The sequence below is a fragment of the Bacillus mesophilus genome (genome assembly GCF_011008845.1).
Classification (GTDB): Bacteria; Bacillota; Bacilli; order Bacillales; family SA4; genus Bacillus_BS; species Bacillus_BS mesophilus.
Map to the genome: position 1 here is coordinate 78,510 of NZ_JAAIWM010000004.1, position 13,171 is coordinate 91,680.

Consider the following 13,171-nt stretch of genomic DNA (forward strand, 5'->3'; position numbering starts at 1 on the left):
ACGTGAAGGAGGAAAGCACTTATGACAAATATAACAGTAAAAGAATCAGAAAAAATTTTATTAGATGAGTTAAATTTAGATGTTTCAAAGGCCGTATTAAATAAGTTTAGTTTGCTGGTTCGTGAATCGAGTAGTGAGGATGAAAGGACCGCCTTTGATTTCCTTGCGAAGTTTTTAGATGAGTGGGGCGTTCCTTATCAGTTACACCAACCCAATTTATACCTTAGTGTTCCAAAATCGGCTGCAGTTCGAGTTACAAGTCCTGTAACAAAAGAGTTTAAAGCTAAGACTCCAGCGTTTGCCATCTCTACTGGAGATGATTGGGGAAGTGGAGAGATTGTATTTGTAGGCTCAGAACAAGCACAAGGTGAAAGTGACTTATTTGCAGGCGGCATTAACGCTGATACGGATGAAATAAAAGGGAAAATTGTATTAACGGAAGGTTTACCAATGCCTCGTAAGGTGAAAGAACTAGGAGAAAAAGGGGTTATAGCTGCTATTTTTATTAGCCCAGGCACCAATATACATGACGGTATTTGTACACCAATTTGGGGTTCACCTGATTTAGATAATATTGATCAGGAGCCTAAAATCCCTGTTCTTGCTATCAATAAAATTGATGGAAAAGAATTAAAGGAACTAGCCCTTAAAGGAAATGTAGCGGTTGATTTTCAAACAGATCACAAGAAAGGATGGTTTAACTGCCCTTTACTTGATATCTTCATCGAGGGTACAGAAGAGCCAGAAAAATATGTGCTACTTCATGGGCACTTGGATTCTTGGACAGTTGGAATCGGCGATAACGCTACAGGTGATGCGGCATTACTTGAGATGGCAAGAGTATTCCACAAGCACCGAGATCAGATTAAAAGAAGTGTAAGAATCGTCATCTGGCCAGGACATTCAACCGGTCGTTACGCTGGGTCAACTTGGTTTGCTGATGAATATGCTCTTGATTTAGAAGAGAATTGTATTGCTCAGGTGAACTGTGACTCACCAGGTTGTCGCTGGGCAACTTCTTATGACTATATGGTTTGGTTTAGTGAAGCGGAAGAGTTTTGTCAAACTGCTATCAAAGATGCAGTAAATCAAGGTTCAAAGGGGAAAAGGCCAAACAGAGCAGGAGATTACTCGTTTAATAATATCGGAATTACTTCATTCTATATGCTTTCTTCTAGTATTCCAGAAGCGGTGTTAAAGGAAAAAGAGTACTATCCTGTTGGTGGATGTGGCGCAAATATCGAGTGGCATACAGAGGATGATCTTTTACATGTTGCGGACTATGACATCCTTTTAAAAGATTTGAAAGTCTATACTACATCTGTTTTCAGAGTACTTAATGAATCTGTTCATCCTTTTAATTTTGTGGCAACAGCTGATGAATTTACAGGAACCATAGAAGCGTATCAAGAAGCTGCAGGAGAACACTTTGATTTTAGTTCTGCTTTAGAAGAGGTGAAAAACTTACGAATCGAGCTTACTGAATTTTATTCAAAGGTTGAATTATTAAAAGACAAGGAAATTACTGATCCAGAAGTACAGGAAGTAAATGAGATCATTCGTCAGCTAGGTAGAAATCTAGTTACGATGAACTATTCTAGAAAAGGAAAGTTCCGACATGACCCAGCTCTAGATTGCCCTCCACTTCCGGACATTGAACCAGCGACAACACTTTCTTCATTAGAGGTAGGAACGCATCGGTATAACGTAACAGTTAACCATTTAAGGAGGGGACAGAACCGCTTAATATGGGGCCTTAAACAAGCTCAAAAGTTAGTGAAGTAATTAGTACAAAAAAGGCTTAAGGACAAATGTCCTAAGCCTTTTTTTCATCTTAAGTATGTCTAGGAGAATGAGAACGGTTTCAAAAAAAATTAAAAAATAATCGAATAAAAACTATTGTCAAAAGTTAAAAATCGAAATATAATCTATGTAAGAAAACATAACATGAAAGCGTGAGGTAAGATAACATGGTGAATGTGGTAACGAAAAATGAATCTGGTGTACTTGAACAAATCAAAGGAACAATGAAACAAAAGAGTGTAGAACTACTACACCTTCAATTTGTTGATATTGAAGGAATTCTTAAACATATAACGGTTACTGCTGAACAATTACAAGATGTCGTTGACGGCAAGATGATGTTCGATGGATCTTCTATTAAAGGATTTTCACCAATCAACAAATCCGACCTTTACTTACTTCCTGATTTACATACCTTTGCAGTGTTACCTTGGACAATAGAGGATGGCTATTCTGAAGCCCGCTTTCTTTGCTCAGTAAAAAATCCGGACGGTACGTTGTTTGAAGGAGATACAAGAAACGTTTTAAAAAAGACAGTAGATCGGGCTGAAGATCTAGGCTACACTATTTCGGTAGGTCCTGAGCTTGAGTTCTTCTTATTCAAAACTGACGAGTACGGTTATCCCACTTATGAACTAAGTGATCGTGCCGGATACTTTGAGCCATCACCAAAAGATATTGGAGAACGTGTACGTTTGGAAATATACCGTGCATTAAAGGCGATGGGATTCACTATCGAAGCATCTCACCATGAGGTTGCAGAAGGTCAACATGAAATAAACTTTAAATATGCTGATATATTGGCAGCGGCTGATCATGCAACTACTTATAAATGGGTTGTTAAAACAATTGCTAGAAAATTCGGATTGCACGCAACATTCATGCCAAAACCTGTTTACGGGATCAATGGATCTGGAATGCACGTAAACATTTCTCTTTTTGAGGGAAATGAAAATGCATTTTATGATGTAGAAGACAAAAACCAATTATCCGAAAAAGCGTACCAATTCATTGCAGGCATACTTGAAAATGTAAAGAGTTTTGTTGCTGTTACAAATCCTCTGGTAAACTCTTATAAGCGTTTAGTTCCTGGATATGAAGCACCTTGCTATATTGCTTGGTCACCATCAAACCGTTCAGCATTAATTCGTATTCCAGCTAAGAAAGGTTTAGCAACTCGCGTTGAGTTACGTTGTCCAGACCCGTCTTCAAACCCATATCTAACTTTTGCACTAATCGCATCAGCTGGGTTAGATGGAATTGAAAGAGGCCTTGAGGTACGTGAGCCAATTAACGAGGATATCTTCCATATGTCAGAGGATGTTCGTGCTGACCTAGGAATTGAAAACCTTCCTGGGAGTTTAGAAGCTGCACTAGATGAGTTAAAAGCTGGAGAGATCGGACTAAAAACTTTAGGCGAGCACGTGTACAACGAATACGTTGCTATGAAAAAGGATGAGTGGGATTCTTATCGTACAGCCGTACATGCTTGGGAGCTTGAAAACTATCATACGAAGTTTTAATTAAAGTGGCGGGAGCTCATACTCCCGCTCTTTTTCTATTTAAACTAGTTACTTATTGCGGAGATTAGGTGAGTCTAGTAAATCAGTGAAATGTTTAAGTTTGATTGTTTATTTCCATTCATTCATTAACTTTTCTACAGCTGGGAGATCTGCAGGCGCCCAATTTAACGACATTAAACTTTCTCTTTTAAGCCAGATGACACGAGCATGTTCATTGGGAATTGGTATTCCATTCATAATCGTACACTTAATGGCCAGTAAATGAATGATAAAACTCTCATATTCATGAGTATTTTTATGAAATAATTCAATCGCTCGAACTCTAAAGTTAAGTTCCTCGTTAATTTCTCTCTCCAATGCAGAGAATAACTCTTCGTTTTCCTCGACTTTTCCACCAGGAAACTCCCAGTAATTTGGAAGGCTCATCTTCGGAGATCTGAGTGCACATAAAATTTCTTGCTGCTCGTTTTCAATAATTGCTGCAACTACTTTGAGTTCCTTCATCGACGAATCACTCCCCATCTGTAATTTCTATATTATCCTTTATCACATGAATGTTTTCAAATACGCACATATGTAAGTTGCAATATTTGTTAAATAGGGTAGAGAGTAGGTTTCGTATGATAAAAACATTAACCATTCATTGTGAGGAGGTTAGGATTATATGTGAGAATGATTCTAAAATGGCAAAACTAATTCAACTAGTCGGTACTCTTGAGATGAAAACGAAAGGAAATCGGTTTGGAAATTTGGTTCATTCTATTATCGGCCAGCTATAATCAATCAAAGCTGCTAATACCCTTTCAAGTAGATTATTGTCTTTAGTTAATGACCAATTAAGCCCGATTAGTATAGGGAGTGTTAGTGACTTTTATTGGAAAAGGGAGTTAATTGGAAGCCATTCAGTTCCGTTGCATCTCTATATTTATGGGCTGCTGTTAACAAAGGGTTTGTTGCTACCTTCAAAATATGTATGATGCGGAAGTGAATCGTAAAGAGTTTTTGGAATAAAAATGAATCCCCTTAATACATATGAATGGAATTCACATCATAGGGGGGACAGCTTTTGCCAAAAGCAAAAAAGGTTTTTGTGGGGAATTATAAAGGCGGCGTTGGAAAGACCACAAGCATTTACCAAATAGCTTTACATATGGTGGAATCTGGAAAGAAAGTATTACTTATTGATTTAGATCCACAGTGTTCGTTAAGCGAAATTTGTTTAGCAAGAACTGGACTAGATTTAGAAAGGTTAAAAGATCATGAATGTCTGAATTATGTATATGACATTTGGATTCAGAAAAAACATCTACCCACTTTACATGTTGACTTAGATAAGAAACCTCTTATTAAGGAAACTGAGGAAGGGGTTCATTTTATACCGTCAAACCTTTTTTATTCAAATGGTGGGCTTGACGATCTAGCACAACGATTAAAGGACGATTTCTATGATTTACTAACTCTCCAGCAATTTTTTAAGTACAGTCACGTAGAGGACGATTTTGATTATGTACTTTTTGATTGTCCCCCAAGTAATAATATCATCACCCAAGGTGCATTCTTGTTATCAGATTACTATATTATACCTTCAATCATCCAGCCCATGAGTATACGGGGAGTAGTTCATTATATTAAGACAGTTGATAAAATTTATAAAAAGAAGTGTAAGGATACAGAGAATGCTATTCTTGCTAAGGAATTGTTTGGAGAGAAACCGGAGTTATTAGGAATCTTTGAGACTTTGAAAAGAGGAACTGTTAATAATGACACCGTTTTAAATGACTTGAATCAGCACTTAACAAAAGCTAAGGTAGAAACACTATTATCATCGATCGGTCCTGAAAAATATGTGTTTGACACAGCCATTAATAATTACGAGCATATTGCAAGAGCAACAGAAAACGGAAAGAAAGCAGTTGAATATAAAGAATTAACAAAAGAAATTCTTAACTGTATTGAGCAAAAACCTATTAAAACTCTCATTTTCTCAGGTGGAAAACGATGGCTAAAATAACATTTGAACAAATATCGAGTTACCTAGAGAAACTTAGGGATATTTATATATCTATTGATGAGGGTAAGTTTAATAAGGATTTAAAAGAATTAAATCAGGCAATTAGTCTTTTAAACTCCATACAAAATGGTACCATTGATCCTTTAGGGTCAACAGAAACAAAAGGTAAAACTCATAAAGAGGAAATAGACAAAAACTTGATGATCTCAAAGCCAACTATGAAATTAAACAAGTTCGAAGAGGCTGTTCATCTATTAGCTCAAGAAAAGTATGAGGACCTAAAGGGAACAAAACTTAACTACAGAGAAATAACTAATGAATCAGATGTCATACAATTGGTAGAAGAGCTAACTGATTCCCAAGTATTGAGGCACACTACAACCCTTGACCTAAAACTACTATATTGTATCCTCACACAAGACAAAAAAGAGATCAAAGCAAAAAAGAAAGAAGATTTACTTCAAACAATCAAACAAAACATACGTGCAGTCAGACGAGGAGAAGCATTTACCCAAACAATATAATTTAACACAGTAAAGCGAAGGGGGCCTGGCCCCCATCGCTTTACTGTGTATAAGTAACTATAATTTTATTATGTTAACTAATGTATATACTATAACTCTATAAAATAACAACATTTCTTGTTAAATTTATGAATTATACTTCGATATTCGTAATTTTTCAGTTAGAATAATAATATCTTAATAAAATAATTATTTTACTTCTAAGTTAGAAGGTGTAATGGTGGAGTTTTTATTCGTATTGTTTCCCGTGTTAATTGTGTTTATAGTTGGATTTATTGGGCAGCGGACGCTTAATATTGATCCAAAGAGCATCTCAAAAATGGCACTTTATATATTGATGCCGTTTTTAGTGTTCAAAACGTTTTATGAAAATGAACTAAATACTACATATTTGTATTTAACCATCTTTGCATTAGGGTTGTGCTTTGGGATTATCTCCTTGGTTTATGCACTCGCTTATTTCAAGAAGTACTCGAGAAATGAATCGAGTGCTTTAATTTTATCTTCTGCGTTCATGAATAACGGAAACTACGGAACACCTGTTGCTTTATTTGCTTTTGGTGCCGCAGGTTTTGACATCGCTATTATTCTAATGGTCATTCAATCTCTGATTATGACAACTGTTGGAATCTATTATGCGGCTAAGGGAAGTGAGGAAAAGCAAACTGGAATTCATGGTTCCTTATTAGCGGTAACAAAAATGCCAACCGTATATGCGGCATTAGCTGGAATTTTGTTTCAGCTTACACCTTTGAACGTTCCTGATATCCTTTACAAGAGTGTTAACCTTGTAGCAGATGCGACGATTCCAACTGTAATGCTAATACTTGGTATGCAATTGGCTACCATTCGTATAAAAAATCTTGAGTATGAAAAAATGTCCTATTCCCTTGGATTAAAGCTGTTAATATCTCCAGTAATAGCATTTTTATTTGCCATCACACTTCCAGTTTCAGATTTGGTAGGAGATATTATGATCTTAATGGCGGCAATGCCATCTGCAGCAAACACCACCATAATGTCACTTGAATTCAATACAAAGCCTGAATTTGTTTCCTCGGTAACTTTGGTAAGTACAATTGCTAGTGTAATCACACTACCAATTATCTTAGCTTTAATATCTTAAACTTGGTCCCAGTATCATCTTACTGGGTCTTTAATTTATTTTATAAGTCGTGGCTTGAAGGTTTCAAAGAGTCTAAGGTCTTCTAATGGTGGACCTTGCTTCCCACTCAAAATTATCCCTATAAAATTATAAACAATAGGAAAGGAGTGCACACCACATGATTCATACTCATTATGTATTCGTCTATGGAACGTTAAGAAAAGGTGAATCTAACCATCACTTGTTAGAAAAAGCAGAACTTGTAGCTGAACAATGCTGGACATATGCAGAAATGTTTGATACAAAATACGGTTATCCAGCTATTTCACAATCGAATAATAGTTTCATATACGGTGAACTTTATGCTGTTACAGATGAGGAGCTAAAGCACCTTGATGTCCTTGAAGGGTATGAAGAAGGTGATGTCGATAATCTCTACAACCGGATTACGCAGATCATTCATACAGACACCAGATCCCTAGATGCGTTTGTTTATATAGCAAACAACTCCGGGCTATTACAAACTCCGATAGCTTCAGGAGATTGGAAGCTTTACCGAACTCTAAGTCAGGACGATCAGATTCTGTATTTTGCCTACGGGAGCTGCATGGATGATCACCGGTTTAATGAACACAGAGTACAACATTATTTTGAAAAGGTTATCGGTCGCGGTATTTTAAAAGGCTACACTCTCCGATTTACTAAGCATTCTAGTGATGGCGGACGTGCGGATCTAGTAGAAGATGGAGGAGTAGTGGAGGGGAAGCTCTATGAGATTCCAGTTGAAGCTGTTACAGACTATTTATTTGATAGAGAAGGGGTAAGTTACCAAACATACCGTCCTACTTTCATAACTGTAGAGGTTAATGGAAGGGAAGTTTCAAATGTCCTAACCTTTGTTGTGATTGAGAAAAAGGAGGAACTTGCACCACCCAAGCATTATGAGGATGAGATTTTTCGAGGTGCAAAAGGTTTCTTAAGTGATGAGTATGTAGAATCAATCGTTACTTCTATAAGAAAATTAAACTGCTTAACTTGAACAATATCTATATACTTGATATAATAATTACAATTACAATTAAATACTCCAAAGGGGAGTAGCTTTCACATTAAAGTCGTCATTTCAGGACCTGATCCTCGGCTTTAATTGGCAACACGTGTTGTTAGCGAGACCTTTGCCATTACTGGTAAAGCCCCTTTGATATTTCAAACACTTCTACCAGTAGCGTAAGAGTGTTTTTTGTTTTTATAAACTAGAGGAAAAGGTGAAGAAATGTTAGAAAAACTAATAAAATATTTTTTGAAAAGTAAAAGTAAGTCTTATTATAAAAAGTATTCCAGCAGCGATTTTAAGAAAAAGCCATACGGACATCATCCTTCTCAATACGGTCATGGTTACTACAAAAAGAAAAATAAATCGGGCTTCTTCGGTAAATCCTATAGCAGCAGCTAAAGTATGTTTAATATAAGAAGTTTTATAGAAATACCTTACAAAGAAGGAACTATTCTAAATAAACGCTTCAAAATTATGAAGTATATCGGCAAAGGTAGTTATGGGATGGTTTACCAAGCGTTTGATCAGAAAACAAAGCAAATTGTGGTCGTAAAGCAGGCTCGAAACCGTAAGAAAAAAGAGAGGGAGGGCTACTTGCAACGAGAAGCAGCAACTCTGTCCTCGCTCCATCATCACGGCATTCCGGCATTTATTGATTTTTTTCAAGAGACAAAAAAATCATTTCTAGTCATGCAATGGATCAAGGGAGATAATGTAGAGGATCATATTTTCCGTGATGGGACTCAATATACAGAAAGAGAAAGTCTACACCTTCTTCTAAAAGTTCTAGCTATTGTTAAGTACTTACATGATCAACAGATCATTCACCGAGATCTTCGTATCCCTAATATTATAATAGATGGGGAAGCAGTTTATATCATTGATTTTGGTCTTTCCATACGTTCTAGTGAGAAGATAGAGCCAAAATCGTTAGAAGGAATGACTTTAGAAAAAAGATTGTACCGAGCTGTCCATGTGACAAGCGATTTTTATGCACTTGGTCATTTTTTACTTTTCTTATTATACTCTAGCTATAAAACGAATTCCTCAAAGGAACAAAGCTGGGAACAAGAGCTATCCATTCATCCTCAAACTAAACATTTAGTTAGCATGCTCCTTAAAGAGGACAGCAGTTTTGAAAATGTTGAAGAAATAATACGTGACATTAAAATCATTCTTTCACAGCTATAGAACTGTACAAATAAAGTACAGGCCTATAGCTTTTCAACTTGATTAATTATTGATAATATAAGGTGGAATGAATAGATAGATAGGAGAGGTTATATGACAACATTTCAAGAAAAACTAGACAAATATGCAGCACTCGCCGTTGAAATCGGTGTAAATGTTCAAAAAGGGCAGACCCTAGTCATTACTGCACCTATTTCAGCAGCTGAGTTTGTTCGTAAGATTTCAAAAAAGGCCTACGAGGTTGGCGCAAAACATGTGGCAATTGATTGGCAGGATGATGAATTAACACGCATGAAATTTGAGCTAGCACCAGAGGAAGCGTTTACAGAATTTCCATACTGGATGACAAAGGGGAAAAATGAATTAGCAGAAGATGGTGCAGCATTTTTACATATCGATTCAAAGAATCCAGATTTATTAAGTGGAATTCCACAAGAGCGTATCCAGAACTCTACAAAGGCAGCATCAAGTGCCCTTAAGCCTTTCCGTAACCGTATGATGAGTGATAAAAATAGCTGGTCGATTGTTGCTATGCCGACGCAAGCTTGGGCTGATAAAGTATTTCCAGAGCTTGAAGAAGGAAAGCGAATGGATGCACTTTGGGATGCCATTTTCCAAGCTACCCGTATTGACAAGGAAAATCCAGTTGAAGAATGGAAGAGCCATACTAACACGCTTGATTCCAAAGCTGACTTCCTTAACGAACATAAATTTCATGCCTTGCACTATACGGCACCTGGAACAGACTTGACGGTTGAACTTGCTAAGGATCATATTTGGGTAAGTGCTGGTAGTGTGAATGAAAATGGGCATTCGTTTATTGCAAACATGCCAACTGAAGAAGTATTTACGGCAAATGCAAAAATGGGGGTTAATGGTGTCGTGGCTAGTACAAAGCCATTAAGCTATGCTGGTAACCTCATTGAGAATTTTTCTCTAACTTTTGAAAATGGAAAAGTTGTGAATTTTTCAGCTGAACAAGGGTATGAATCTTTAAAGAAGCTTCTTGAAACAGATGAGGGTTCTGCTTACCTTGGAGAGGTGGCTCTTGTTCCACACAATTCTCCCATTTCTAATACTGATTTAATTTTCTTTAATACGTTATTCGATGAAAATGCATCGAACCATTTCGCTCTTGGTAAGGCATATCCATTCTGCGTTGAAGGTGGAAAGAACATGAATGAAGAAGAGGTAATTGCACACGGTCTAAACGAGAGCTTATCACATGTAGACTTCATGGTCGGATCAGCTGAGATGAACATTGATGGTATTACAAAAGATGGGGAAAAAGTTGCTGTGTTCAGAAATGGAAGCTGGGCATTTTAATTCTATACCAACGAAAAGACAGCTCGCCTGAGCTGTCTTTTCGTTTTACTTTTTATTTTTTATAAGAACCATCCTGATCTAACACCTGTTGCAAAGCCTGTGCCATAACATCCGCACTTTGCGCTCCAGTTAAAGCATATTTTTCATTTATGATAAAAGTTGGGATACTTCTAATCCCGTACCGACCTGCATTCTCTTCATCTGCACGAACCTCAGAACTCATCTGATTACCTGCTAATAATTCTGCAACCTCTTCACGGTTTAAACCAACCTCCACAGCTAACTCAATCAACGTTTCATGATCACCAATATGCTTAGACTCTGTATAGAACGCATGTAAAATGCGGTTTGTCATTTCATGCATGAGTCCTTTTGACTTTGCAAACATGGTTAAGCGATGTGCATCAAAGGTATTTGTCAAAATCAAAGTATCCATTTTATAATCTAGGCCCTCCGCTTTAGCCATTTCAACCATGTTTTGCGTGTTAGACTTTGCCTGTTCTATACTCATCCCATATTTCTCAGCTAACTTTTCATAGATATTCTGCTTATTATCTCGTGCTGCATTAGGATCTAATTCAAAACAACGATACACAACCTCAACAGGTTCATTTATTTTTTTAATAGCGTCTTCCAGACGCTTTTTGCCAATATAGCAAAACGGTCAAGAAAAGTCAGTCCACATTTCAATTAACATATGATTACCTCCATATTTTTTTATCAGTATAACGAGTTCTCTCTCAGTTTGTCCAATTAGATGACTTGTAAAGAACAAAAGGCGCAAGCGCCCCGACTAATGATGACAGGCTAAGTACGCAACGGTCCTGTTGCAACGCCTGCCTGATCTGCATCCTGCAGGCCTCCGACAAGTAATTGTTCCTTGAAGATAAAAAGGGTTATTTGACCTAGGAAAAAGTGTACTTCCTTTTTCCCTCGAGGCGTTGGGTGCTGGAGCTGGATTACTTTGCAATAGGGTTAGTTAATCCACTATCGATAGATAATTTTTTATTATAACCAAAATAAATGGATAAAAATTAATGTGTCAAAATTAGTCGATGATATTTTTAAATTTTTAAAAATTGTATCCGTTTACACTCATTGCCCTTTTTTTTCATTGTGTTACAATAGCTTCTAAATCTATTGTTAGAAAATTCAATTTGTTCGAAAGTGAGGACCATTTATGCCAGATACACTTCAGCGTGTAAAAGTAGAAGACATTTTAAAGGCCTATCAAGTGTTAAAAGATATAGTAATTAAGACGCCTTTTCAAAAGGATGAGATTTTATCAGAACGATATGAGTGTAACGTTTTTTTAAAAAGAGAAGATCTACAAATTGTCCGGTCCTTTAAAATTAGAGGTGCTTATTATTTAGTACAGAGCTTAACTGGTGTGGAACGAGAAAAGGGAGTTGTTTGTGCCAGTGCAGGAAATCATGCTCAAGGCGTTGCATATGCGTGTAAAGCTTTAGGTATAAAAGGGAAGATTTTTATGCCTTCAACTACACCAAGACAAAAGGTATCGAGAGTAGAGTTTTTCGGAGGTGAATTCACAGAGGTGATTTTAACAGGCGACACCTTTGATGATTCCTATGAGAAGGCTCAAGCTTATTGTCAGGACAATAAAATGAATTTTATCCATCCTTTTGATGATTATTTAACGATTACAGGTCAAGGAACGGTTGGCGTAGAAATCTTAAATGAAATGGAGGAACCTATTTCCCATATATTTATGAGCATCGGTGGAGGTGGTTTGGCTTCAGGCGTAGGTTCTTATATAAAAAGTATTACCCCTGACACCAAACTAATTGGCGTCGAGCCAGCAGGTGCTCCCGGAATGAAGGAGTCCTTTAAACAAAACACTGTTGTTTCGTTAGACCATATTGATAAGTTTGTCGACGGTGCAGCTGTTAAGCAGGTGGGAACTCTTACATTTGAAATGGCAAAAGATTTACTTTATGATATTGTCCTTGTTCCAGAGGGAAAGGTGTGCTCGACTATACTGTCACTTTATAATGAAAATGCGATTATTGCAGAGCCAGCAGGGGCACTGTCCATTTCTGCACTAGAGGAATACCGCGATGAAATAAAAGGGAAAAACGTCGTATGTATTGTTAGTGGGGGAAATAATGATATTGATCGAATGCAGGAAATTAAAGAACGTTCCCTTATTTATGAAGGACTTAAGCATTATTTTATTGTAAATTTCCCACAACGAGCAGGAGCCTTACGGGAGTTCATGCACGATGTACTTGGAGAAACGGATGATATAACAAGATTTGAATATACAAAGAGAAATAACCGTGATAAGGGACCAGTGTTAGTTGGGATTGAATTAAAACATCCGGACGATTACCAAAGATTGGTTGAGAATATGATTAATAAAGGATTTACATATATAGAAATTAATAAAGATCCTGATCTTTTTAATCTTTTAATCTAGTACTAAGGGAGACAATTTTGTCTCTCTTTTTTTATTTGTATTCATCTTCAAAAAGTTAAGATTTATAGGAATCCCAAGGGTGAAAACGTTCTTTTCAATGTGAGATTTTCTAACATTTAAAATCTTTCAAAAAAACTTTTCAGATACTTGAAAGCGTTTACTTTTTTGTCGGGACAATGTTGTAAGCGTTTTCC

The 13,171-nt window shown here is 36.8% G+C and carries 12 protein-coding genes; 10 read left to right on the forward strand and 2 right to left on the reverse strand.

The window, feature by feature from the left end; translation table 11 throughout:
- The first annotated feature begins 21 nt into the window (after positions 1 to 21).
- Positions 22 to 1,785, forward strand: coding sequence for a M28 family peptidase (locus G4D63_RS12430; protein WP_163179987.1), 1,764 nt, complete (start codon positions 22 to 24; stop codon positions 1,783 to 1,785).
- Between the two features lie 185 nt (positions 1,786 to 1,970).
- Complete coding sequence (glnA, locus tag G4D63_RS12435) at positions 1,971 to 3,326, forward strand: type I glutamate--ammonia ligase (protein WP_163179988.1); 1,356 nt, start codon at positions 1,971 to 1,973, stop codon at positions 3,324 to 3,326.
- Between the two features lie 108 nt (positions 3,327 to 3,434).
- Here glnA and G4D63_RS12440 read toward each other — a convergent pair whose 3' ends face one another.
- Complete coding sequence (locus G4D63_RS12440) at positions 3,435 to 3,830, reverse strand: (deoxy)nucleoside triphosphate pyrophosphohydrolase (protein WP_163179989.1); 396 nt, start codon at positions 3,828 to 3,830, stop codon at positions 3,435 to 3,437.
- Positions 3,831 to 3,946: 116 nt separating this feature from the next.
- Here G4D63_RS12440 and G4D63_RS12445 point away from each other — a divergent pair, with 116 nt between their 5' ends.
- The 7 genes from G4D63_RS12445 (at position 3,947) to G4D63_RS12480 (ending at position 10,537) form a co-directional block, all read left to right on the forward strand.
- A complete protein-coding gene (locus G4D63_RS12445) occupies positions 3,947 to 4,105 on the forward strand; it encodes a hypothetical protein (RefSeq protein WP_163179990.1) in 159 nt (52 codons plus the stop codon).
- 287 nt (positions 4,106 to 4,392) lie between these two features.
- Positions 4,393 to 5,337 carry a ParA family protein gene (locus G4D63_RS12450; protein ID WP_163179991.1) on the forward strand — a complete coding sequence of 315 codons (945 nt, stop codon included), beginning with the start codon at positions 4,393 to 4,395 and terminating at the stop codon, positions 5,335 to 5,337.
- Entirely contained in the window at positions 5,325 to 5,861 is a 537-nt protein-coding gene (locus G4D63_RS12455; RefSeq protein ID WP_163179992.1) for a hypothetical protein, read from the forward strand. The genes G4D63_RS12450 and G4D63_RS12455 overlap by 13 nt, the downstream gene beginning before the upstream one ends.
- A gap of 220 nt (positions 5,862 to 6,081) precedes the next feature.
- The gene (locus tag G4D63_RS12460; protein ID WP_163180277.1) at positions 6,082 to 6,987 is read left to right on the forward strand and encodes an AEC family transporter; all 906 of its coding nucleotides are present in this window, start codon (positions 6,082 to 6,084) and stop codon (positions 6,985 to 6,987) included.
- Between the two features lie 157 nt (positions 6,988 to 7,144).
- Complete coding sequence (locus G4D63_RS12465; RefSeq protein WP_163179993.1) at positions 7,145 to 8,005, forward strand: gamma-glutamylcyclotransferase family protein; 861 nt, start codon at positions 7,145 to 7,147, stop codon at positions 8,003 to 8,005.
- Positions 8,006 to 8,494: 489 nt separating this feature from the next.
- Positions 8,495 to 9,211: a serine/threonine protein kinase gene (locus G4D63_RS12475; protein ID WP_276209711.1), complete on the forward strand. Its 717-nt coding sequence runs from the start codon at positions 8,495 to 8,497 to the stop codon at positions 9,209 to 9,211.
- Between the two features lie 93 nt (positions 9,212 to 9,304).
- Positions 9,305 to 10,537, forward strand: coding sequence for an aminopeptidase (locus G4D63_RS12480; protein ID WP_163179996.1), 1,233 nt, complete (start codon positions 9,305 to 9,307; stop codon positions 10,535 to 10,537).
- 52 nt (positions 10,538 to 10,589) lie between these two features.
- Here the strand turns inward: G4D63_RS12480 and G4D63_RS12485 are convergent, their stop codons facing one another.
- Positions 10,590 to 11,189 carry a DsbA family protein gene (locus G4D63_RS12485; protein WP_163180278.1) on the reverse strand — a complete coding sequence of 200 codons (600 nt, stop codon included), beginning with the start codon at positions 11,187 to 11,189 and terminating at the stop codon, positions 10,590 to 10,592.
- 528 nt (positions 11,190 to 11,717) lie between these two features.
- On the opposite strand from G4D63_RS12485, the gene ilvA reads away from it, so the two are divergent.
- Positions 11,718 to 12,977: a threonine ammonia-lyase IlvA gene (gene ilvA, locus G4D63_RS12490; protein WP_163179997.1), complete on the forward strand. Its 1,260-nt coding sequence runs from the start codon at positions 11,718 to 11,720 to the stop codon at positions 12,975 to 12,977.
- Positions 12,978 to 13,171 lie beyond the last annotated feature (194 nt).

Coding starts and splice junctions, on each gene's coding strand:
- glnA (WP_163179988.1), top strand. CDS start 1,971: ATGGTGAATGTGGTAACGAAAAATGAATCTGGTGTACTTGAACAAATC.
- G4D63_RS12475 (WP_276209711.1), top strand. CDS start 8,495: ATGAAGTATATCGGCAAAGGTAGTTATGGGATGGTTTACCAAGCGTTT.
- G4D63_RS12440 (WP_163179989.1), bottom strand. CDS start 3,830: ATGAAGGAACTCAAAGTAGTTGCAGCAATTATTGAAAACGAGCAGCAA.
- G4D63_RS12455 (WP_163179992.1), top strand. CDS start 5,325: ATGGCTAAAATAACATTTGAACAAATATCGAGTTACCTAGAGAAACTT.
- G4D63_RS12445 (WP_163179990.1), top strand. CDS start 3,947: ATGATAAAAACATTAACCATTCATTGTGAGGAGGTTAGGATTATATGT.
- G4D63_RS12465 (WP_163179993.1), top strand. CDS start 7,145: ATGATTCATACTCATTATGTATTCGTCTATGGAACGTTAAGAAAAGGT.
- ilvA (WP_163179997.1), top strand. CDS start 11,718: ATGCCAGATACACTTCAGCGTGTAAAAGTAGAAGACATTTTAAAGGCC.
- G4D63_RS12430 (WP_163179987.1), top strand. CDS start 22: ATGACAAATATAACAGTAAAAGAATCAGAAAAAATTTTATTAGATGAG.
- G4D63_RS12480 (WP_163179996.1), top strand. CDS start 9,305: ATGACAACATTTCAAGAAAAACTAGACAAATATGCAGCACTCGCCGTT.